We start from the raw sequence: 20,279 nt of genomic DNA, 5'->3' as shown, positions 1-20,279 counted from the left end.
GCAACCCGGCCGACCCTATGCTCGGCCGACCCCACGCTCGGCGGAAGCGCCGGCAGCAAGCGCACGCACCGGGAAGACCCGGCAATGCGCGCTCTCACCAGACTTCCAACGCGAAGAGTTCTAGTGGTGCCAGGGGAGTTGGACCGGCTGCGGTGGGATGTGGCCGGACAGGAGGTCGGTCAGCAGCGGCGGGAGGCCGAACGGGTAGACCGTCTCGGTTGTGGAGCGCAGGTCGGGGAGGGTCCACCAGCGGTGGCCGGTGTGGAAGCCGCGCTCCAGGTCCTCCATGCGGCTGGTGTCGATCTCGTGGTGGTCGACGCGGTGGAAGAAGAAGTCGTCGCGGAAGGTGCCCTTGGCGAAGCTCAGGTCGGCGTACCCGGTGGTGAACGCGACTGGGCCGCCCAGCTCGCGCCGGTCCACGGTCAGGCCGACCTCCTCGGCCAGCTCGCGCGCGGCCGCCGAGGACAGACGCTCCCAGCGCCGCAGGCCGCCGCCCGGTGTCAGCCAGACGTCGCCGTGTCCGAACCGGTTGCCCAGCAGCAGCAACCGGTCCTGCCCGTCGACCAGCAGCACACGAGCGGACCGGCGGGCATACACCAGACCGAGCCTAGCTGTTGACGTACGGCTCGAGGGCTTTGGTGAGGGCGGCGCGGATGTGGGACGCGGGGCGGGCGCCGACGATCGTGGTGGTGGGGCGGCCGCCCTGGAAGAGGAGGACGGTGGGCAGCGACATCACGCGGTAGTCGCGGGTCGTCGACGGGTTCTGATCGGAATTGATCTTCGTGAAGGTGATCCGGCCCTCGAAGGACGGCGCCAAGGTGGACAGGGTCCGGGACATCGCGGGGCAGTGCGGGCACCAGTCGGCCCAGAAATCGACCAGGACCGGCGTGGTGCTGAGCAGGACCTCGTCGGTGAAGGTGGCGTCGGTGATTACTTTCAGCAGGTCATCTGGCATCGGATGGTGCGCTCCTCGATCGCTTCGGCCAGCTGCTCGTGCAGCCGGTCGCGGACGGACTGGAGCTGATCGAGGGCCCCGTCGACCTCTGTGAGCTTGCGTCGCAGCACCGCGACCGCGTCGGGGCAGACGTGCCCGGCCTCGTTGCCGGCGCGCAGGCAGGCCACGAAGGGACGGATGTCGTCCAGGGCGAAGCCCGACCCGAGCAGGGTGCGGATCTCGCGAACCACCCGCAGCTCGGCGTCGTCGTAGCAGCGGTAGCCGCGCGCGTCCCGGGAAGCCCGCAGCAGACCGTGCTGCTCGTAGTAGCGCAGCGTCCGCGTGCTCGTCCCGGCGCGGGTGGCCAGCTCACCGATCAGCATGCGCCGAACGGTATGCCCTGACACCGGCGTCAGGGCAAGGGCGACGTCAGGCTGTGCTGCTGATCATGAGGGCCGAGCGCAGGCCGGTGATGTCGAGGACGCGCATCAGGAAGTCGCCGACGTTGGCCAGCGACAGCACGGAGCGTGCATGCTGCGCCTTGCGGCTGAGCACCACGAGGGTGCCGAGGCCCTGGCTGTCGCAGAAGGTGACGCCGGCCATGTCAAGCACCATCCGGGCCGGTGGATCGGCCAGCTCCTCATTGACCAAGGCGCTCAAATTGGCCACCGTGAGCACGTCGATCTCCCCGGCGAGGATGAACGTCACCTCGTCGGGGGCACGGTTAACCGTGATGGACAGCTCCGGTCGCTCCACAGGTTTCACCCTATCGCGGGCGGCGGCTTCCTTCCTGTTGAGAGCCGCTCGGCAGGTTGGCTCGGGGTCACCGAAGGTGACATGAACAACCCTCTTGCCACTTCTGCCGGACCCCGCTGCCAGAATGGATGACGCTGTGACCACCTCATACCGCGCCGAGTCGTTCCCCTACCCGGAGGACGCACCGGCTTCCCAGGCCCTGTTCGACCGCGCCCGCGCCATCGTGCCGGGCGGGGTCAATTCACCCGTGCGTGCGTTCCGGGCGGTCGGCGGCACGCCCCGATTCATGGCCGAGGGCGCCGGCGCGTGGCTGACCGACGCCGATGGCCGGCGCTACGTCGACCTGGTCTGCTCGTGGGGACCGCTGATCCACGGCCACGCACATCCCGAGGTGGTCGCGGCGGTCCAGGCCGCTGCCGCCAAGGGCACCAGCTTCGGTACGCCGACAGCGGGCGAGGTCGAGCTGGCGGCGGAGATCGTCGCCCGCACGCCGATCGACGAGGTGCGCCTGGTCAACTCGGGCACCGAGGCCACGATGACGGCCATCCGGCTGGCGCGGGGCTTCACCGGGCGCTCGAAGGTCGTGAAGTTCGCCGGTTGCTACCACGGCCACGTGGACGCGCTCCTGGTCGCGGCCGGGTCCGGCGTCGCCACCCTGGGCCTGCCCGATTCGCCCGGAGTGACCGGTGCGTCGGCGAGCGACACCATCGTCCTGCCCTACAACGACGTCGCCGCGCTGGAAAAAACCTTCCAGGCACAGGGCGGCGAGATCGCCGCGGTGATCACCGAGGCGGCCGCCGGCAACATGGGCGTGGTCGCCCCGCGCGACGGTTTCAACCAGCGGCTCGCCGAGATTGCTCACGCGCACGGCGCCCTGCTGATCATCGACGAGGTGATGACCGGCTTCCGCGTCTCCCGGGCCGGCTGGGAGGGCCTCGATCCGGCCGGCGCCGACCTGTACACGTACGGGAAGGTGATGGGCGGCGGCCTGCCCGCGGCGGCGTTCGGCGGCCGGTCCGAGATCATGTCCCGGCTGGCTCCGGAGGGCCCGGTCTACCAGGCCGGCACGCTCTCCGGTAACCCGCTGGCGTGCGCCGCCGGCCTGGCCTCGCTGCGGCTCGCCGACGACGCCGTCTACCAGCGCCTGGACGAGCTGTCGGAGACGGTCGGCGCGATGGCGTCCGATGCGCTCACCACCGCGGGCGTGCCGCACCGGCTGTCGTACGCGGGAAACATGTTCTCGGTCTTCTTCACCGATGCCGACGTGCGCGATTACGAGTCGGCGAAAGCGCAGGACGCGGGGGCGTTCAAGGCGTTCTTCCACGCGATGTTGTCGCGTGGCGTCTACCTGCCGCCGAGCGCGTTCGAGTCGTGGTTCGTGTCGGTGGCGCTGGACGAGCCCGCGCTGGAGACGATCGCCGAGGCTCTGCCGCATGCCGCCCGGGCCGCGGCGGCCGCCATGGGGGAGAGCCGATGAGCGAGAGCACCACCGTCGTCCATGTGCTGCGCCACGGTGAGGTGTACAACCCCACCAAGGTTCTGTACGGGCGGCTGCCCGGCTTCCACCTCTCGGAGCTCGGCGTGCAGATGGCCAAGGCGGCCGCCGACGTGCTCAAGGACCGGGACGTGACGCATCTGGTGGCGAGTCCGCTGGAGCGCGCGCAGGAGACCGCGGAGCCGTTCGCCGCTCAGTACAAGCTGGACATCACGACCGATGTGCGGCTGATCGAGAGCGCCAACTACTTCGAGGGCAAGGGTGTGGGGCCGGGCGACGGCTCGTTCCGCGATCCGCGCAACTGGTGGGTGCTGCGCGACCCGATCACCCCGTCCTGGGGCGAGGCGTACCTGGCGATCGCCCAGCGGATGTTCGAGGCGGTGCAGGCGGCGCGGCTGGCGGCCGAGGGGCATGAGGCGGTCGTGGTCTCGCATCAGCTGCCGATCTGGACGCTGCGACGCTACGTGGAACGCAAGCGCCTGTGGCACGACCCGCGTCGCCGCCAGTGCGGCCTGGCCAGCCTGACCTCGTTCCGGTTCGAGGGCGCCCGGGTCGTCGGCATCGATTACTCCGAGCCTGCCGCGCATCTGGTCGCGATGTCCCCGGGCGCCCGGACGGCCAAAGGCGCATGACCGCCTGCACCGAGCGGCAGCGACCCGCCGCCTGCGAACGGCCTCGCAGGCGAGGGCCAGAAGGGCATGCGAAAGGCAAGCTCAGTTTGACCATGCGCCGGCTCGTCGCGCTGTTCGCCACCACTGCTCTGGCAGGGGGCGCGCTGGCGGGGTGCGGCAGCGACAGCTGGGAGGCGGACTGCGTCACCACCAAGGGCGTGATCGAGTGCGCCCCGGACAAGCGTCCGCAGGTCAGTGACGTGACGGGCGAGCTGCTGGACGGCGGCACCTACGACGTGGCGGCCGACCGCGGCAAGGTCGTGGTGGTCAACTTCTGGGGTTCGTGGTGCAACCCCTGCCGGGCCGAGGCGGACGACCTGGAGAACGCGTTCCAGGCGACCAAGGCCAAGGGCGTCACGTTCATCGGGGTCAACTCGCGCGACGACCGGGACGCGGCCAAGGAGTTCGAGCGCGGCCGGGTCACCTATCCGAGCGTCTTCGACCCGGACGGCAAGGTCGCGCTGAAGTTCGACGTCAACCAGGTGAGCACCCCGCAGACGCTGATCCTGGACCGGCAGGGCCGGATAGCCGTGGCGCTGCGCCGGGCCACCGTGCTGTCCGAGCTTCAGCCGCTGGTCGAGCGGGTCGCCGCCGAGAGGACGCCCTGATGGGTGAGACCTTCGCCGGCATCGCCGACAGCGGCCCGCTGCTGCTGGCGATCGCCGTGGCCGCGATCGCCGGGCTGGTCTCCTTCCTGTCGCCGTGCGTCCTGCCGCTGATGCCGGGTTATCTGTCCTATGTGACCGGTCTGGCCGGTTCCGACCTGGAGGAGACCAAAGACCGCGAGTCGGCGCAGGGTGAGGGGTCGGTCGCGGTTGCCACCCCGGTGCGTACGAGGGGAAGGGTGCTGGCCGGGACCAGCCTCTTCGTCCTCGGCTTCTCCGTGGTCTTCGCCCTGCTCGCCACCCTGGCCGCGAACATCGGCACCGCGCTGCAGCACAAGCGCGAGCTCGAGGTCGTCCTCGGCGTGCTGATCATCGTGCTCGGGCTGGCGTTCCTCGGGGTGATCCCGGGCATGCAGCGCGAGTTCCGGATCCACAAGCTGCCCAACGCGGGCCTGGCCGGCGCCCCGATCTTCGGCGCCATCTTCGGCCTCTCCTGGATGCCCTGCACCGGACCGACCCTGGGCGCGGTGATGGGCCTGGCCACCACGACCGGGCAGACCGACCGGGCCCTGGTGCTCGCGCTGGCCTACAGCCTCGGGCTGGGCGTGCCGTTCGTGCTGTTCGGGCTCTTCTTCCGCAAGCTCATCGGGGTCTTCCGGGCGGTGCGCCGGAACAGCCGCTGGGTCACCCGGATCGGCGGCGGCCTGCTCATCCTGGTCGGGCTGGCGCTGGTCACCGGCGGCTGGAACGGCTTCCTGATCTGGTTGCTCACCACCTTCAACTTCGACGCCGGAACGCTGCTGTGACCGTCGTGCAGGAACGGACCGCCGCCGCCGCACCGCCACCCCGGCGGCCGGCCAACCCGGTGTGGGCGTTCCTGCGCAACTCCTGGCGCCAGCTGACCAGCATGCGGACCGCGCTGGTGCTGCTGTTCCTGCTCGCGATCGCGGCGATCCCGGGCTCGGTCCTGCCGCAGCGCTCGGTGAACGCCGAACGGGTCGCCGGCTACTTCGCCGCGCACCCCGACCTCGCGCCCACGCTGGACAGGCTGGGCATGTTCGACGTGTACGCGTCGGTCTGGTTCGCCGCCGTCTACCTGCTGCTGTTCACCTCGCTGGTCGGATGCGTGGCGCCGCGGCTGGTCGAACACGTGCGCGCGCTGCGCTCCGTACCCCCGGACGCTCCGAAGCGCTTGGACCGCCTGCCGCAGCACGCGGCAGCGACGGAAACCACCGGGGAGCCCGCGGCCGTCGCGGCGAGCGTCGCCGCGACCCTGCGCAAGCGGCGCTGGCGTGCCCGGGTGCGCCAGGACGACAACGGCGGGTGGACGGTCGGCGCGGAGAAGGGCTACCTCAAGGAGACCGGCAACCTGCTGTTCCACTGCGCGCTGCTGGCCGTGCTGGTCGGCGTGGGCTTCGGCGCGTGGTACGGCTGGCACGGCAACCGCATCCTGGTGAAAGGCGCCGACCGCGGTTTCTGCAACGCGGTGACGCAGTACGACGACTCGTCGCTGGGCGCGCGCGTCGGGCCGGGCGACCTGCCGCCATTCTGTCTGGAGCTGACCGATTTCCGGGCGACGTTCCAGGAGACCGGGCAGCCGAAGTCGTTCCGCGCCCAGGTGCTGGTCGACGAGGACGGCAAGGAGAGCAGCCGGACCTTCTGGGTCAACAACCCGCTGCGGCTCTCCAGCGCCGCGGTCAGCCTGATCGGCCACGGGTACGCGCCGATGCTGCGCTACACCGACCGGTTCGGCAAGCAGCAGACCAAGGCGGTGCCGTTCCTGCCCGACAAGGCCGGCATGCTGACCAGCGAGGGCGCCGTGATGTTCCCGGACGTCAACATCGACCCGAAGACGAACAAGCGGGGCGAGGACCTGCAGGTCGGCTTCGAGGGCATCTACCTGCCGACCGCGTCCACGGACGGCCGGCCCGCGTCGGTGTTCCCGGCCGAACGCAACCCGGTGCTGTTCCTGACCGCGTACCGGGGGAATCTCGGGGTGGACGCGGGCATCCCCGGCTCGGTCTACTCGCTGAATCGCGGCCAGATCGCCAGCGGCAAGCTCAAGCAGGTCAGCGGCACCGACAGCGGCCGGCCGCACGAGCTGAGGCCGGGCCAGGCGTGGACCCTGGACGACGGGACCAAGCTGGAGTTCCTCGGCACGCAGCCGTTCGTCACGCTGGCCGTGCGGCACGACCCGACCCAGTCCCTGGTGCTCGTCGGCGCGGTGCTCGGGCTGCTGGGGCTGATGGCGTCGCTGTTCGGCCGCCGCCGGCGGATCTTCTTCCGCCTCTCGCCCGCCAAGGCTGATGGCGTTTCGCCCGCCGAGGCTGATGGCATGTCGCCCGCGGAGGCTGACGGCATCTCGCCCGCTGAGGCTGACGGCGTTTCGCCCCTCGCGGGAGACGGCGCCCGGGGCGGGCGTACCGTGATGGAGGCCGGTGGCCTGCCGCGCACCGACTATCCGGGCTTCGACGAAGAGTTCCGTGATGTGGTGGCCGCGGCCAGGGGTGACGAGGGGACCGCGTGATGGCGGAGTTGTCCAACCAGTTGATGGCGATCACCGTGCTGGCCTACCTGGCCGCGATGGTGTGCTACGCCGCCGAGTACGCGTTCGGCAACCGCAGCCACATCGGCCGGGCGGCGACGCGCGAGCTGGTGGGCGCCGGCGGACCGCCGACGATCGAGCCGGTCGTTGTCGAGGCTCCCCGGCATCGCGGCGACCTGGTCGGCAAGATCGGCGTCGGCCTCAACGTGCTGGCGCTCCTGCTTCACCTGGGCACCCTGGTCACGCGCTCGGTCGCGGCCGACCGGATGCCCTGGGGCAACATGTACGAGTTCACCCTGTCGGTGTCGTTCGTCGGCTCCGCGGTGTGGCTCGGCGTGCTCAGCCGCAAACCCGCCATCCGGCACCTCGGCCTGTTCGTGGCGCTCAGCATGGTCGTGCTGCTCGGGGCGAACGGGCTGATCGCGTACACCCCGGTCGGCCCGCTGGTCCCTGCGCTGAACTCGTACTGGTACGTCATCCACGTCTCGACGATCATCCTGGCCTCGGGCATTCTGCTCTTCGGCGCGGTCCCGGCCACCCTCTTCCTGATCAAGGCCGGGTACGACCAGGGCAAGACCCGCTTCCCGTACCCGCTGGGCAAGCACGTGCCGGCCGCCGAGACGCTGGAGCGGCTGACGTTCCGGCTGCACGCGTTCGCGTTCCCGCTGTTCACGTTCGGCGCCCTGATCGCCGGTCCGCTGTGGGCCGAGGCGTCCTGGGGCCGTTACTGGGGCTGGGATCCGAAGGAGGTCTGGGCGTTCATCTCCTGGATCGTCTACGCCGGGTACCTGCATGCCCGCGCCACCCCGAGCGTCAAGCGCACGACGGCCACGTGGATCGCGCTGATCGGCTTCGCCACGATGCTGATGAACCTGTTCGGCGTGAACCTGTTCTTCGAGGGCCTGCACTCGTACGCCAACGCTGGCTGACCTCGTTTGCACGACTCTTGCAAGGATTTGCATGACGCGTAGCGTGTAGCTGGTGACGAGCAGGCTCGCGGCGGTGGCCGCGTACGCGGGGGTGTCGGAGGCGACCGTCAGCCGGGTGCTGCACGACAAGCCGGGCGTCGCGCAGGCCACCCGTGACACCGTGCTGACCGCGCTGGACGTCTTCGGGTTCCCACGGCCGCGGCCGGTGCGCGGCGAGCGGGCCCGGCTGGTCGGCCTGGTCCTGCCCGACCTGTCCAACCCGGTCTTCCCGGCGTTCGCCGACGTGATCGCGGTGTCGCTGGTCCAGCGTGGCCTGATCCCGGTGCTGTGCACCCGCACCTCCGACGGGGTGTCCGAGGCGCACTACGTGCAGATGCTGCTGCGCAGCCAGGTCGGCGGCATCGTCTTCGTGGGCGGCAGCTTCGCCGACGCCGGCCCGGAGCAGGTCCGGCAGCTCACCGAGCGCAAGCTGCCGATGGTGCTGATCAACGCCGCCGACGAGAACCTGGGCGTGCCTCAGGTCAGCATCGACGACGCGGCGGCGGTGCGGGACGCGGTGCGGCACCTGACCGGTCTGGGTCACGAGCGGATCGGTCTGATCCTGGGCCCGTGGGGGCATCAGCCGTCGATGCGCAAGCTGACCGGCTTCCAGGGCGGCGACGCCGAACTCGTCGAGCACACCGTCTTCAGCGTCGAGGGCGGCCGGGCGGCGGCGGGCCGGCTGCTGGACCGCGAGGTCACCGGCATCGTCTGTGCCAGCGACGCGCTCGCGCTGGGTGCGGTGCGCGCGGTCCGGCGCAAGGGACTCCGGGTGCCCGCGGATGTCTCGGTGATCGGGTTCGACGACTCGGCGTTCATGGGTGTGACCGATCCGCCGCTGACCACGATGCGTCAGCCGGTCCGTGAGATGGCCGCGGCGGCAGTGTCCTCGCTGCTCGCCCAGTTGGACGGACGGCTGCTGGTCACGGATGAGATCACGTTCGACGCGGAGCTCGTCGTACGCGGAAGTTGCAGTCCTGTGCAAATCAAATGACAGTGATGCACCGAAAAATTGCATAAAACTATGGACTTCGTCACATCGACGGTCTTAACATCGGCCTGCGCAGCGCTTCCACCGAACGCTCCGATGGAGGGACTCCCCTCATGCGACGACGCTTGTTCCTCAGCGCGACCGCCACCCTGCTCGTGGCCGGCGCGTGTTCCGAACCAGACGAAGGGCAGGCCGGCAACGGCCCGGTGACGATCGTGGTCAACGGCCTGCCGCCGGACACCGACCCGGTCAACCGGGCGAACTTCCAGAAGGACGTCCAGGCGTTCCAGGCGAAGTTCCCGCACATCACCGTCGACGCCCGCGAGGGCATGATGGACCCGCAGACGTTCTCCGCGAAACTGGCCGGCGGCCAGCTCGAGGACGTCTTCTACGTCTACTTCACCGACCCGCAGGCGCTGATCCGCAAGCGGCAGGTCGCCGACATCAGCAAGTACCTCGGCGACGTCCCGGCGGTGACGGACATCCGTCCCGAGCTGATGCGGATCTTCTCCGACGAGACCGGCAAGGTCTACGGCCTGCCGTCGCAGAACTACACGATGGGCCTGGTCTACAACCGCGAGCTGTTCAAGCGGGCCGGCCTCGATCCGGTCAACCCGCCCCGGACCTGGGCCGAGGTCCGCGCGGCGGCCACCAGGCTGACCGCCCTGGGCGGCGGCGTGGCCGGCTACGGCGACTACAGCAAGTCCAACACCGGCGGCTGGCACTTCACCGCGGAGGCATACTCGCTCGGCGGTGACGTGGCCGTGCGGGAAGGCGAGACCTGGAAGGCCGCCTTCAACAGCCCCGTGGGCCGCCAGGTGCTCCAGCAGCTCAAGGACCTGCGCTGGACCGACAGGTCGATGGGCGAGCGGCAGCTCCTGGAGTACTCCGACCTGCTGCGCCTGATGGGTGGCGGCAAACTCGGGATGTACCTGGGCACCGGAAGCGACATCGTGAACATCGTCAACCAGTTCAAGGGCACATTCGCCACGTACGGGCTGGGCCCGATGCCCGACGGCCGGGCGACCCTGGGCGGCGGCGACGGCTACCTGTTCAAGGCGGGGCTCAGCCCCGCGAAGATCAAGGCCGGGCTCGCCTGGCTCAACTTCAAGAACCTCGACCCGGCGCGGATCACCGAGACCACGCAGCGCGCCAAGACGAACAAGGAGCCGGTCGGCCTCCCGCAGCCCAACCTCTGGGTGGCCGGGTCCGAGCCGGACAAGCAGCTGGCCGCCGCCCGGCAGCAGTTCGGGAACGTGCCGGCCGAGAACTTCGCGCCGTTCGCGGCCGCGGTCGAGCAGATCCCGCTCAAGCTGGAGCCGCCGCTGGCCCAGCAGCTCTACGCGGTCCTCGACGTGCCGATGCAGAAGGTGCTGACCGACCGGAACGCCGACGTCGACCGGCTGCTGGCCGATGCCGAGAAGCAGGTCAACGAGATCCTGGGAGCGGCGGGATGAACGCCTTGCTGTCGGCGACCCTGACCGCCGCGATGTCCGTCGCGCCGCTTCCTCTGGGTAAGCAGAGCTACGCAGCGCCGCTTCCTATGAGTAAGCAGAGCTACGCAGCGCCGCTTCCTCTGGGTAAGCAGAGCTATCAAGCCGAGTCTGCCCAGCTCAGCGGCGGTGCGCGGGTCGAGAGCGAACACCCGGGCTACACGGGTGCGGGCTACGTCGGAGGCTTCGTCGACGGCAACCGGGGCAATGCGGCCGCCACCTTCACGGTCACCTCCGCGGTGGCCGGATCAGGCAGTGCCGAATTGCGGTATGCGAACGGCACCGGCTCGCCACGGACGGCCTCGTTGATCGTCAACGGCGCCACGCAGCAGATCAGCCTGCCTGCGCTGGCCAACTGGGATACCTGGAGCACGATCAGCGCCGGCCTGAGCCTGAACGCGGGCTCGAACACGGTCGCCGTGAAGTACGGCAGCTCCGACAACGGAAACTTCAACCTGGACGACATCGCGGTCACCACGCCCGATCAGCCCGCGCCCAGCGGCGGCCTGGAGCTGGAGGACGGCTTCGTGGCCGGGGCGACCGTCGCCACGGATGTGGCCGGGTACACCGGTTCCGGGTTCGTCACCGGGCTCGGGGCGGGCGCGCGTGTCCTCCGTACCGTCGGAAAAGAGACGGCCGGGACGGCCGCGACCACCCTGCGCTATCGCAACACCTCGGGCTCGGCCCGCACGCTGTCGGTCTACGCCAACGGCCTCAAGCAGGGGCAGCTCAGCCTGCCCACCGGCTCCGGCTGGCAGACGGCCGTGCGCGACCTGCCGCTGCGCGCCGGGGTGAACCTCGTCGGCTACCAGGTCGACAGCGGCGACTCCGGCGGCGTGCAACTGGACAACATCGCGGTCGCCGGGAGCGGCCCGCTGGCGACGCGCGGGGCGACCGTGCCCTGGACGACGTACGAGGCGGAAGCCGGGCGCACCAACGGATCCGTGCTCGCGGCCGGCCGGGTCTACACCACCGAGCAGGCCGAGGCGTCCGGGCGGCGGGCCGTCAAGCTCACCGGCGCCGGGCAGTACGTCGAGGTCACGCTCACCAAGCCGGCCGACGCGATCACCGTGCGGGCGGGCATCCCGGACGACAGCACCGGGCCGCTGGCCGTCTACGCGGGCGGCGCCAAGGTGGCCGACCTGGCGCTGACCTCGCGCTGGAGCTGGATGTACGGGCCGTACCCGTTCGACGGGGCGCCCGGCGGTGAGCGGCCACACCGGTACTTCGACGACGTCCGCACGCTGCTGCCGCGGACCTACCCGGCCGGGACCGTGCTGCGGCTGGTCAAGGAGACGACCGCGACGGCGTACGTGACGGTGGACCTGGTCGACGCCGAGGTGGCCGAGGCGCCGCAGTCCGCGCCGGCCGGATACGTCGACGTCACGTCGTACGGCGCGGTGCCCGGCGACAGCGGCGACGACGCGGCCGCCTTCCGGTCCGCGGCCGGCGCGGCGCGGTCGAGCGCGGCGAGGGGCCTGTGGATCCCGGCCGGCCGGTTCGTGATCGGCTCGCTCGTCACCGTGGCCGGCATCGACGTCCGCGGCGCCGGGATCTGGCACACCGTCCTGCTCGGACAGAACCGCCGCGGCGGCATCTACGTCACCGGCGGCAACACCCAGCTCGGCGACTTCACCTTCGACGGGGACGTGACCACCCGCGACCCGGACTGCTGCGCCAACTCGGACGCGGCGATCGAGGGCGATTTCGGCACCGGCTCGCTGATCCGCAACGTGGCCACCAATCACGCCAAGGTCGGCCTGTGGGTGAAGGGCGCGTCCGGGTTGCACGCGGTCGGCCTGCGGATCCGCAACACCATGGCGGACGGGGCCAACATCAACGGCAACACCTCCAACGTACGCGTCGAGCAGAGCACCACCCGCAACACCGGCGACGACGGCCTGGCGATGTGGTCCTGGGCGAACGCCGGGACCGTGCGCGACTCGGTGTTCGCCTTCAACACGCTGACCCTGCCGCTGCTGGCGAACGGCGCCGCGATCTACGGCGGCACCTCGAACCGCATCGAGGACAACCTGATCACCAACATCGTGTTCCAGGGCTCCGGCAGCACGGTGTCCACCTGGCATGACGCCATCCCGTTCGCCGGGATCACGGTCGTGCAACGGAACACGCTCACCCGCGCCGGCTCGTACAGCCTGGACTGGGGCAGCGCGATCGGGGCGGTCTGGCTCTACGCGCCGGGCAACGCGATCAACGCGCCGGTGGTTCTGCGTGACCTCGAGGTGGTGGACAGCTCGTACCAGGGGCTGCTGCTCAGCTGGCAGGTGCCGATCAACGGCCTCACCGTCGAGCGGGTCGCGTTCCGCGGCGCCGGGACGATCGGCATGGAGTTCAACGCGCCCGGCAACGGCACGTTCAGCTACGTGACCGTCAGCGGCACCGGCGGCCCGGCGCTGGCCGACAACAGCGGGTTCCAGATCACCCGCGGTCCCGGCAACAGCGGGTGGTGACTCGTGTCTGAGTGGTGGCGAACGGCGGCGATCTACCAGGTCTACCCGCGGTCGTACGCGGACGGGAACGGTGACGGGATCGGTGACCTGGCCGGTGTGCGGCAGCGGCTGGGCCACATCCGGGACCTGGGCGTGGACGCCATCTGGTTCAGCCCGTGGTATCCGTCGCCGATGGCCGACTTCGGCTACGACGTGGCCGACCACCGCGGCATCGACCCGCTGTTCGGCACCCTCGCCGAGGCCGTCCGGCTGATCGAGGAGGCGCACGACCTCGGGCTGCGCGTCATCATCGACGTCATCCCGAACCACTGCTCCGACCAGCATCCGTGGTTCGTGCGGGGCATCCGGGACCGCTTCTGGTTCCGTCCCGGGCGGGCGCCGGGCCTCCCGCCGAACGACTGGCAGTCGGTCTTCGGCGGGCCGGCCTGGACCCAGGTCGAGGACGGCGAGTGGTACCTGCACCTTTTCGCTCGCGAGCAGCCGGACCTCAACTGGACGCATCCGGCGGTGCGCGCCGACTTCGAGGACATCCTGCGATTTTGGTTCGACCGCGGCGTCGACGGCGTACGGATCGACTCGGCCACCATGTGCGTGAAGGATCCGGCGCTCGTCGACGCCGCGCCGGACCGCGACGAGGTGCATGACATCTACCGCGCGTGGCGGCGGGTCGCGGACTCCTACGACCCGCCGCGCGTGCTGATCGGCGAGGTGTGGCTGCCCGACCCCGCGCGGTTCGCGGCCTACCTGCGCCCGGACGAGATGCACACCGCGTTCAACTTCGACTTCCTCGGCTGCCCGTGGGACGCGAAGGCGCTGCGCCGCTGCATCGACGACACGCTCGCGGCGCACGAGGTGGTCGGCGCGCCCAGCACGTGGGTGCTGTCCAATCACGATGTCACGCGGCATGTCACGCGGTTCGGGCGGGCGGACACGGCCTTCGACTTCGCGTCACGCGGCGCCCGCCACGGCATGCCGGTCGATCTGGCGCTGGGGACGCGGCGGGCGCGGGCGGCGATCCTGCTTACCGCGGCGCTGCCCGGGTCGGTCTACGTCTATCAGGGCGAGGAGCTCGGGCTGCCGGAGGTGGAGGACCTTCCTTCTTCCGTACGCCAGGATCCGATGCACACGCGGTCGGCGGGAGCGGATCCCGGGCGGGACGGCTGCCGCGTACCCCTGCCGTGGTCTTCCGATCTTGAACCGTCCTGGCTGCCGCAACCGTCATCGTGGGCCGCGCTGTCCGTGGCCGCGCAGGAGGCCGACCCGGCGTCGATGCTCTCCCTCTACCGGTCGGCCCTGCGGCTGCGGCGCTGCCTGGACGGGCCGATGACCTGGCTCGACCTTGGTGACGAGGTGCTGGCTTTCCGCCGTGGAACGGTCGTGTGCATGATCAACATCTCGCCACGGGATGTCCCGTTGCCGTCGTCGACCCCGCTGCTGACATCCGAGCCGATCGGGGCCTTCCTGCCACCGGACACCGGAGTCTGGCTCCTAGACTCGGGCGCATGAGCAGCAGCCGCCGCCTCGCCGACATCGCCCAGCACGTGGGTGTCTCGCAGGCGACGGTGTCCCGGGTGCTCAACGACAAGCCCGGCATCTCGCAGGCCACCCGGGACGCCGTGCTGACCGCGCTGGACGTCCTCGGCTACGAGCGCCCCAACAAGTTGCGCGGCGAGCGGACCCGCCTCGTCGGATTGGTGCTGCCGGAGATGACCAACCCGGTGTTCCCCGCGCTGGCCGAGGCGATGGCCGGTGCGCTCGCCAAGCGCGCCTTCAGCGTGGTGCTGTGCACCCGCACGGTGGACGGCGTGCCCGAGGCCGACTACGTCCGGATGCTGCTTGACCAGCAGGTCTCCGGGGTGATCTTCGCGGGCGGCCACTACCAGGAGATGGAGGCCGACCACGGGCACTACGCGGCGCTGCGCGAGCGGGCGCTGCCCACGGTGCTGATCAACGCGGCGGTGGACGGGCTCGGCTTCCCGCAGGTGTGCACCGACGACGGGCACGGCGTGGAGATGGCGTACCAGCATCTCGCCGCGCTCGGCCATCAGCGGATCGGGCTGCTGCTCGGGCCCGCCGACCACGTGCCGTCGGCCCGGAAACTGGCCGCCTACCTGGCCTTCGACGGCGCCGCCCTGGTCGGCCGGGCGCCCTTCGCGGTGGCCGAGGCCCAGGTCGCCGCCGGCCACCTGATCGGACAGGGCGCGACCGCGCTGATCTGCGCCAGCGACGTGACCGCGATCGGCGCCATCCGCGCGGCCCACCGGATGGGCCTGTCCGTGCCCCGCGACATCTCGATCGTCGGGTACGACGACTCGCCCATGATGGCCTTCACCGACCCGCCGCTCACCACCGTCCGGCAGCCGGTCGACGCCATGGGCCACGCCGCCGTCTCCCTGCTCCTGCAGCAGATCGACGGTCGTGCCGCGCCCGCCGAGGAGCTTTTCTTCGAGCCGGAGCTGGTGGTCCGCTACTCGGCCGCGCCGTTCAGCAGGCCCAGCCCCGGGCAGTCGCCCGCCGTCCAGGTGTCGTAACGGTTCTGCCAGTTCAGGCAGAACCCGCCGGCACGCTGCGTGGCCCCGTCCCCGGTCAGGGTGTTCACGTCCCCCCGCCAGTACTGCGGGTCACCGCCACCGACCGGCCGCAGCCGCACGTTGTCCACGGTCACCGCGGGCACGTCGATCCGGCTGGCCCGCCGCGGGTCCACATACACCTCGACGTACTGCTCGACGTAGGCGCTCTCGCCCACCGGCAGCCGCTGCGCGGTGAGCAGGTTCCACCGGTTGTCCCACCACAGCCATGCCTGCCAGACGCCCTGCCCGTCGGTGTGCAGGTCGATCCAGGTCCGGTCGCCGGGCTTCAGCGCGTACTGGTCGTAGAAGGCCCAGCTCCGCGTGTTGGTGTTGTAGGTGTAGACGTGCTGCCGTCCCGCACCCGCCCACCCGGTCTCCGCCCAGCCGGCCTCCAGCCAGGTGATCTTCCCGGCGCCCATGTCCCGCTTGACCATGAACCGCCCCGCGACGAAGTCGTAGGTGCCCGGCCGGATCCCCCCGTCGACCACCGAGATCCGCCCCGACACCCCACCCCACTCACCGGCGGTGCCCGCTCCCATGTGGTGGTAGCCCCCGCCGGTCGCCTGGGCCCGCAGCCGGTGCACCCGCACACCCGACTCGAGAGCCCGCCCGACCGCGCGGCAGGCGCCGGGGCTGTGCCTTCCCGCGGGTTTGGTCGGCGCCTTGGTGGACGCCTTGCCTTTTCCGCAGACAGGAAGTTCCCGAGCTTGAGCGGGCGCGGCCACGGCAAGCGCGGCGAGCAGCCCCGCCAGGCCCAGAACCCGTCCCACGGTGCGCACCTTCACGCACGCTCAACGCCCCACGGTGATCAGCGGTGACGGTCGGCACCCTTGGCTCCGGCGCGGGCCGGGCGGTGCAAGACTTGGGGCATGGCCGCCCGTGGGTTTCCCTATTCTGACCTGCAGTCTTTTGTCTCTGCGCTGGAAGCGGCCGGTGAGCTGCGGCGGATCACCGTGCCGGTGGACCCGACGCTGGAGATCTCCGAGGTGGTGACCCGGACCGTGCGTGCCGGCGGGCCCGCTCTTCTCTTCGAGCGGCCGACCCGGGGTGAGATGCCGATCGTGGTGAACCTTTTCGGGACCGAGAAGCGGATGGCCATGGCCCTCGGCGTCGACTCGCTCGACGAGGTGGGGGACCGGATCGGGGCGATGATCAAGCCGGAGCTGCCGGTCGGGTTCGCGGGGATGCGCGAGGGGCTCGGCAAGGTCATGCAGCTGACCTCGCTGCCGCCGAAGAAGGTGAAGTCGGCGCCCTGCCAGGAGGTCGTGCTCAAGGGTGATGACGTTGACCTGGACAAGTTGCCGGGGTTGCAGGTGTGGCCGGGCGACGGCGGTGTCTTCCACAATTTCGGGCTGACGCACACCAAGCACCCGGAGACCGGCAAGCGGAACCTCGGGCTCTACCGCCTCCAGCAGCACTCCAAGAACACGCTGGGCATGCACTGGCAGATCCACAAGGATTCGACCGCGCACCACGCCGTCGCGGAACGACGGGGTGAGCGGCTGCCCGTCGCCATCGCGATCGGGTGTGACCCGGTGGTCAGCTATGCCGCGTCGGCGCCGCTGCCGGGGGACATCGACGAGTACCTGTTCGCGGGCTTCCTGCGCGGTGAGCGGGTCGAGATGGTCGACTGCGTGAGCGTTCCGCTGCAGGTGCCGGCTCAGGCTCAGGTCGTGCTGGAGGGATATCTGGAGCCGGGGGAGCGGCAGGACGAGGGGCCGTTCGGGGACCACACCGGCTTCTACACGCCGGTCGAGCCGTTCCCGGTGCTGCACGTCGAGACGATGACGATGCGGAAGAAGCCGATCTACCACTCGATCGTCACCTCCAAGCCGCCGCAGGAGGATCACGGGCTGGGCAAGGCCACCGAGCGGATCTTCCTGCCGCTGCTCAAGATGCTGATCCCGGACATCGTCGACTACGACATGCCGGCGGCGGGCGTCTTCCACAACTGTGTGATCGTCTCCATCCGGAAGCGCTACCCCAAGCACGCCCAGAAGATCATGAACGCCGTCTGGGGCGCGCACCTGATGTCGCTGTCCAAGCTGATCGTGGTGGTGGACGAGGACTGCGACGTGCACGACTACCGGGAGGTGGCGTTCCGGGCGTTCGGGAACGTCGACTACGACCGGGACCTGCTCGTCACCCAGGGGCCGGTCGATCACCTGGATCACGCCTCCTACCAGCAGTTCTGGGGCGGCAAGGCGGGTCTCGACGCGACCCGTAAGCTCCCGGCCGAGGGCTACACGCGTGGCTGGCCGGAGGAGATGACCATGTCGTCCGAGGTGGTCAGCCTGGTCGACAAGCGCTGGAAGGAGTACGGCATATGACCGACGTGGCCGAGCAACCGGGCAGGGTCGTCTCGTTCCTGCGCCTGGTCAAGGTCGAGCACTCGATCTTCGCGCTGCCGTTCGCCTACCTGGCCGCCCTGACCGCGATGTGGCCCACCATCAACTGGTTCGACCTTCTGTGGGTCACCGTCGCGATGATCTCCGGGCGCACCTTCGCGATGGCGGCCAACCGGATCCTCGACCGGCGGATCGACGCGCTCAATCCGCGTACGCAGAATCGGGAGCTCGTCACCGGCGCCGTGAGCGTGCGGACGGCCTGGACCGGCGCGCTGGTCTCCCTGGTTTTCCTGTTCCTGGCGGCCGGCCTGCTGAACTGGCTCTGCCTGGTCCTCGCGCCGCTGGCGGTGGCCCCGCTGGTGATCTACCCGTACGCGAAGCGGTTCACGAACTTCCCGCACTACGTGCTCGCGCTGGCCCAGGCTGTCGCGCCGGTGGGGGCCTGGATCGCGATCACGGGTACGTTCGCCGGCTCCGGCCCGGCCTGGGTGCTCGGTGTCGCGGTGGGGCTGTGGATCGGCGGGTTCGACATCATCTACGCCTGCCAGGACGTGGAGATCGACCGGCAGATCGGCGTGCATTCGACGCCGGCCCGGTTCGGGGTCCGCACCGCCCTGCACATCTCGACCGTCACGCATGTGGTGACCTTCGCGCTCTTCGTCTGGTTCGGCGCCTTGGTCGGACTCAGCTGGCTGTGGTGGGCCGGTTTGGCGCTCACCGCCGCCGCGTTCGTCTACCAGCACGTGGTCGTCACGCCTCGTGATCTGAGCAAAGTGAACAGAGCGTTCTTTACAGCGAACGGGTTCGTCGGGATCGCACTGTTCGTGTTCGCCCTGCTGGACCTGGTGCTGCTGTGACGGAACGGGCGCCCTGGATCGTCGGGGTGTCGGGGGCGTCCGGCACGCCGTACGCGAAAGCGGTCCTGCTCGGGCTTCTGAACGCCGGACACCCGGTCGACCTGGTGATCTCCAAGGCGGCCCGGCTGACGCTGCTGGACGAGACCGGCGCGACCGTGCGGGACGCCCACTGGAAGGACGACGTGGCGACCTGGCTGGGCGAGAACAGCGGCGATCTCACCTACTGGCCGGCCGGCGACCTGGCCGCCGGCCCGAGCAGTGGTTCCTACCCGGCGCGCGGCATGGTGGTCGTCCCGGCGAGCACCGCGGCCTGTGCGGGCATCGCCATCGGCCTGTCCAAGGACCTGCTCCAGAGGGCCGCCGAGGTGAACCTCAAGGAGCACCGGCGCACGGTCGTGGTGCCGCGCGAGACGCCGGTCACCCGGTCCCATCTGGAACATCTCCTCGCGCTGCATGATGCAGGCGCGATCGTGCTACCGGCCAGCCCCGGCTTCTACGGCGCTGGTGCGGCGGCGACGGCTCAACAGCTGGTCGATTTCGTGGCGGGCAAAGTGCTCGACGCGCTGGGCGTCACGCACACCCTTTTCGCCCGTTGGACGGGTGAGCTGAATGCTCAGCGCAGCCCGTTGGGTGGCCCGTAACTCGAGCCCGGGTTTGACGGACCGGTGTTGCGCGGCCGGTTGGCAGCGTCGTCCTCCCGCATCTCGTCGATCACGCCGTCGCCCTCGAGCAGCGCGCGGACCTCGGACTCGCGGAAGCGGCGATGCCCGCCGGGCGTGCGGATGCTGCCGATGCGGCCGGCAGCGGCCCATCGGGTCACTGTTTTCGGGTCGACGCGGAACAGCGCGGCCACCTCGCCCGGCGTCAGCAGACGATCTCCCGTGTCCACAGCCTCCTCCTCGCGTCGGTCTGTTGGAGCGGCCGTGGTCACGGTGAGTGTTCGGCAAGCTCGATCGGGACGTAAAGCCATTAGAGCATCGCCCTAACAGCAAGGTCGTGAAATGCGGAAAAAGAGCCGATTGCGACAGTGATCATTATCCTGGCACCCTAACCCTGCTACGCGGCGTGAGGCTGCCCCTCCGCAAGTTAAGGGCACGCACGCGCAGTTTAGGGTCTGAAACCATGGACGACATCGACCGCCGGCTCATCGACCTGCTGCGCGAGAACGCCCGGTCGTCGTACGCCGAGCTGGCCCGCAAAGTCGGGCTGTCCGCGCCGGCCGTGCACGAGCGGGTCGGCAAGCTGGAGGCGGCCGGCACCATCCGCGGCTACCGCGCCGAGGTGGACCACGAACAGATCGGTCTGGGCGTCACCGCGCTCATCGGCATCATCGAGGACTCCGGCGCCGACACCGACGACGTGCTGGCCGCGGTGCGGGGCATGCCCGAGGTCGAGTCCTGCTACTTCATGGCGGGCGTGGAGTCCTACCAGCTGACCGTCCGGGTCGGCACGATCGCCGAGCTCGAACTGCTCATCGTGCGGCTCAACCGCACGCCCGGGGTGGCCTCCACACAGACCGCGATCGCGCTCAGCACGAAGTGGGAGAACCGGCCGCAACCAGGCCTAGGATGAGGA

21 protein-coding genes are annotated in these 20,279 nt (G+C 70.2%); 15 read left to right on the top strand and 6 right to left on the bottom strand.

Annotated elements, in window-relative coordinates; all coding sequences use genetic code 11:
* Positions 1–120: 120 nt before the first annotated feature.
* Genes QSK31_RS27690 through QSK31_RS27675 form a run of 4 tightly spaced genes read right to left on the bottom strand, consistent with a single transcriptional unit; the run spans position 121 to position 1,690 of the window.
* Positions 121–597 (bottom strand): NUDIX hydrolase, encoded by a 477-nt coding sequence (locus QSK31_RS27690; protein WP_285687318.1) that lies wholly within the window; start codon positions 595–597, stop codon positions 121–123.
* 10 nt (positions 598–607) lie between these two features.
* A complete protein-coding gene (locus QSK31_RS27685; RefSeq protein ID WP_285687317.1) occupies positions 608–955 on the bottom strand; it encodes a thioredoxin family protein in 348 nt (115 codons plus the stop codon).
* Entirely contained in the window at positions 937–1,317 is a 381-nt protein-coding gene (locus tag QSK31_RS27680) for a MerR family transcriptional regulator (protein ID WP_285687316.1), read from the bottom strand. The genes QSK31_RS27685 and QSK31_RS27680 overlap by 19 nt, the downstream gene beginning before the upstream one ends.
* 46 nt (positions 1,318–1,363) lie before the next feature.
* Complete coding sequence (locus QSK31_RS27675) at positions 1,364–1,690, bottom strand: STAS domain-containing protein (RefSeq protein WP_285687315.1); 327 nt, start codon at positions 1,688–1,690, stop codon at positions 1,364–1,366.
* Between the two features lie 124 nt (positions 1,691–1,814).
* Here QSK31_RS27675 and hemL point away from each other — a divergent pair, with 124 nt between their 5' ends.
* From hemL to QSK31_RS27620, 11 genes are all read left to right on the top strand, one after another.
* Complete coding sequence (hemL, locus tag QSK31_RS27670; RefSeq protein WP_285687314.1) at positions 1,815–3,167, top strand: glutamate-1-semialdehyde 2,1-aminomutase; 1,353 nt, start codon at positions 1,815–1,817, stop codon at positions 3,165–3,167.
* Positions 3,164–3,817, top strand: coding sequence for a histidine phosphatase family protein (locus tag QSK31_RS27665; RefSeq protein WP_285687312.1), 654 nt, complete (start codon positions 3,164–3,166; stop codon positions 3,815–3,817). The genes hemL and QSK31_RS27665 overlap by 4 nt, the downstream gene beginning before the upstream one ends.
* Before the next feature lie 92 nt (positions 3,818–3,909).
* A complete protein-coding gene (locus tag QSK31_RS27660) occupies positions 3,910–4,464 on the top strand; it encodes a TlpA family protein disulfide reductase (protein ID WP_285687311.1) in 555 nt (184 codons plus the stop codon).
* The gene (locus QSK31_RS27655) at positions 4,464–5,267 is read left to right on the top strand and encodes a cytochrome c biogenesis CcdA family protein (RefSeq protein ID WP_285687310.1); all 804 of its coding nucleotides are present in this window, start codon (positions 4,464–4,466) and stop codon (positions 5,265–5,267) included. Before QSK31_RS27660 ends, QSK31_RS27655 begins: the two co-directional genes overlap by 1 nt.
* The gene (gene resB, locus QSK31_RS27650; RefSeq protein ID WP_285687308.1) at positions 5,264–6,988 is read left to right on the top strand and encodes a cytochrome c biogenesis protein ResB; all 1,725 of its coding nucleotides are present in this window, start codon (positions 5,264–5,266) and stop codon (positions 6,986–6,988) included. The genes QSK31_RS27655 and resB overlap by 4 nt, the downstream gene beginning before the upstream one ends.
* A complete protein-coding gene (gene ccsB / locus QSK31_RS27645) occupies positions 6,988–7,935 on the top strand; it encodes a c-type cytochrome biogenesis protein CcsB (RefSeq protein ID WP_285687307.1) in 948 nt (315 codons plus the stop codon). Before resB ends, ccsB begins: the two co-directional genes overlap by 1 nt.
* 52 nt (positions 7,936–7,987) lie before the next feature.
* A complete protein-coding gene (locus QSK31_RS27640) occupies positions 7,988–8,968 on the top strand; it encodes a LacI family DNA-binding transcriptional regulator (RefSeq protein ID WP_285687306.1) in 981 nt (326 codons plus the stop codon).
* A gap of 110 nt (positions 8,969–9,078) precedes the next feature.
* Positions 9,079–10,422, top strand: a complete 1,344-nt coding sequence (locus tag QSK31_RS27635; protein ID WP_285687305.1) for an ABC transporter substrate-binding protein — start codon at positions 9,079–9,081, stop codon at positions 10,420–10,422.
* Positions 10,419–12,929 carry a CBM35 domain-containing protein gene (locus QSK31_RS27630; protein WP_285687304.1) on the top strand — a complete coding sequence of 837 codons (2,511 nt, stop codon included), beginning with the start codon at positions 10,419–10,421 and terminating at the stop codon, positions 12,927–12,929. The genes QSK31_RS27635 and QSK31_RS27630 overlap by 4 nt, the downstream gene beginning before the upstream one ends.
* 3 nt (positions 12,930–12,932) lie before the next feature.
* Positions 12,933–14,435 carry a glycoside hydrolase family 13 protein gene (locus tag QSK31_RS27625; RefSeq protein ID WP_285687303.1) on the top strand — a complete coding sequence of 501 codons (1,503 nt, stop codon included), beginning with the start codon at positions 12,933–12,935 and terminating at the stop codon, positions 14,433–14,435.
* The gene (locus QSK31_RS27620) at positions 14,432–15,460 is read left to right on the top strand and encodes a LacI family DNA-binding transcriptional regulator (RefSeq protein WP_285687302.1); all 1,029 of its coding nucleotides are present in this window, start codon (positions 14,432–14,434) and stop codon (positions 15,458–15,460) included. The genes QSK31_RS27625 and QSK31_RS27620 overlap by 4 nt, the downstream gene beginning before the upstream one ends.
* Here QSK31_RS27620 and QSK31_RS27615 read toward each other — a convergent pair.
* Complete coding sequence (locus QSK31_RS27615; protein WP_285687301.1) at positions 15,397–16,269, bottom strand: hypothetical protein; 873 nt, start codon at positions 16,267–16,269, stop codon at positions 15,397–15,399. The genes QSK31_RS27620 and QSK31_RS27615 overlap by 64 nt on opposite strands.
* A 99-nt stretch (positions 16,270–16,368) precedes the next feature.
* On the opposite strand from QSK31_RS27615, the gene QSK31_RS27610 reads away from it, so the two are divergent.
* The 3 genes from QSK31_RS27610 to QSK31_RS27600 are packed head-to-tail and all read left to right on the top strand — an operon-like array spanning position 16,369 to position 19,345.
* Positions 16,369–17,829, top strand: a complete 1,461-nt coding sequence (locus QSK31_RS27610; RefSeq protein WP_285687300.1) for a menaquinone biosynthesis decarboxylase — start codon at positions 16,369–16,371, stop codon at positions 17,827–17,829.
* Complete coding sequence (gene mqnP / locus QSK31_RS27605) at positions 17,826–18,704, top strand: menaquinone biosynthesis prenyltransferase MqnP (protein ID WP_285687299.1); 879 nt, start codon at positions 17,826–17,828, stop codon at positions 18,702–18,704. The genes QSK31_RS27610 and mqnP overlap by 4 nt, the downstream gene beginning before the upstream one ends.
* Positions 18,701–19,345, top strand: coding sequence for a UbiX family flavin prenyltransferase (locus QSK31_RS27600; protein ID WP_285687298.1), 645 nt, complete (start codon positions 18,701–18,703; stop codon positions 19,343–19,345). The genes mqnP and QSK31_RS27600 overlap by 4 nt, the downstream gene beginning before the upstream one ends.
* Here the strand turns inward: QSK31_RS27600 and QSK31_RS27595 are convergent.
* Positions 19,318–19,593, bottom strand: a complete 276-nt coding sequence (locus QSK31_RS27595; protein WP_285687297.1) for a BldC family transcriptional regulator — start codon at positions 19,591–19,593, stop codon at positions 19,318–19,320. The genes QSK31_RS27600 and QSK31_RS27595 overlap by 28 nt on opposite strands.
* A gap of 233 nt (positions 19,594–19,826) precedes the next feature.
* Between QSK31_RS27595 and QSK31_RS27590 the strand changes: the two genes are divergently transcribed.
* Entirely contained in the window at positions 19,827–20,276 is a 450-nt protein-coding gene (locus QSK31_RS27590; RefSeq protein WP_285687296.1) for an Lrp/AsnC family transcriptional regulator, read from the top strand.
* Positions 20,277–20,279 lie beyond the last annotated feature (3 nt).

The organism is Actinoplanes sp. NBRC 103695 (genome assembly GCF_030269485.1).
Taxonomy (GTDB): Bacteria; Actinomycetota; Actinomycetes; order Mycobacteriales; family Micromonosporaceae; genus Actinoplanes.
The sequence above is the reverse complement of the archived record's forward strand: the minus strand, read 5'-3'. Positions and strand labels throughout refer to the sequence as shown.

What these genes read in the sequence shown, in the direction of transcription:
- QSK31_RS27685 (WP_285687317.1), bottom strand. Translation starts at nt 955, where the DNA reads ATGCCAGATGACCTGCTGAAAGTAATCACCGACGCCACCTTCACCGAC.
- QSK31_RS27680 (WP_285687316.1), bottom strand. Translation starts at nt 1,317, where the DNA reads ATGCTGATCGGTGAGCTGGCCACCCGCGCCGGGACGAGCACGCGGACG.
- hemL (WP_285687314.1), top strand. Translation starts at nt 1,815, where the DNA reads ATGGATGACGCTGTGACCACCTCATACCGCGCCGAGTCGTTCCCCTAC.
- QSK31_RS27665 (WP_285687312.1), top strand. Translation starts at nt 3,164, where the DNA reads ATGAGCGAGAGCACCACCGTCGTCCATGTGCTGCGCCACGGTGAGGTG.
- QSK31_RS27660 (WP_285687311.1), top strand. Translation starts at nt 3,910, where the DNA reads ATGCGCCGGCTCGTCGCGCTGTTCGCCACCACTGCTCTGGCAGGGGGC.
- QSK31_RS27655 (WP_285687310.1), top strand. Translation starts at nt 4,464, where the DNA reads ATGGGTGAGACCTTCGCCGGCATCGCCGACAGCGGCCCGCTGCTGCTG.
- ccsB (WP_285687307.1), top strand. Translation starts at nt 6,988, where the DNA reads ATGGCGGAGTTGTCCAACCAGTTGATGGCGATCACCGTGCTGGCCTAC.
- QSK31_RS27635 (WP_285687305.1), top strand. Translation starts at nt 9,079, where the DNA reads ATGCGACGACGCTTGTTCCTCAGCGCGACCGCCACCCTGCTCGTGGCC.
- QSK31_RS27630 (WP_285687304.1), top strand. Translation starts at nt 10,419, where the DNA reads ATGAACGCCTTGCTGTCGGCGACCCTGACCGCCGCGATGTCCGTCGCG.
- QSK31_RS27620 (WP_285687302.1), top strand. Translation starts at nt 14,432, where the DNA reads ATGAGCAGCAGCCGCCGCCTCGCCGACATCGCCCAGCACGTGGGTGTC.
- QSK31_RS27610 (WP_285687300.1), top strand. Translation starts at nt 16,369, where the DNA reads ATGGCCGCCCGTGGGTTTCCCTATTCTGACCTGCAGTCTTTTGTCTCT.
- mqnP (WP_285687299.1), top strand. Translation starts at nt 17,826, where the DNA reads ATGACCGACGTGGCCGAGCAACCGGGCAGGGTCGTCTCGTTCCTGCGC.
- QSK31_RS27590 (WP_285687296.1), top strand. Translation starts at nt 19,827, where the DNA reads ATGGACGACATCGACCGCCGGCTCATCGACCTGCTGCGCGAGAACGCC.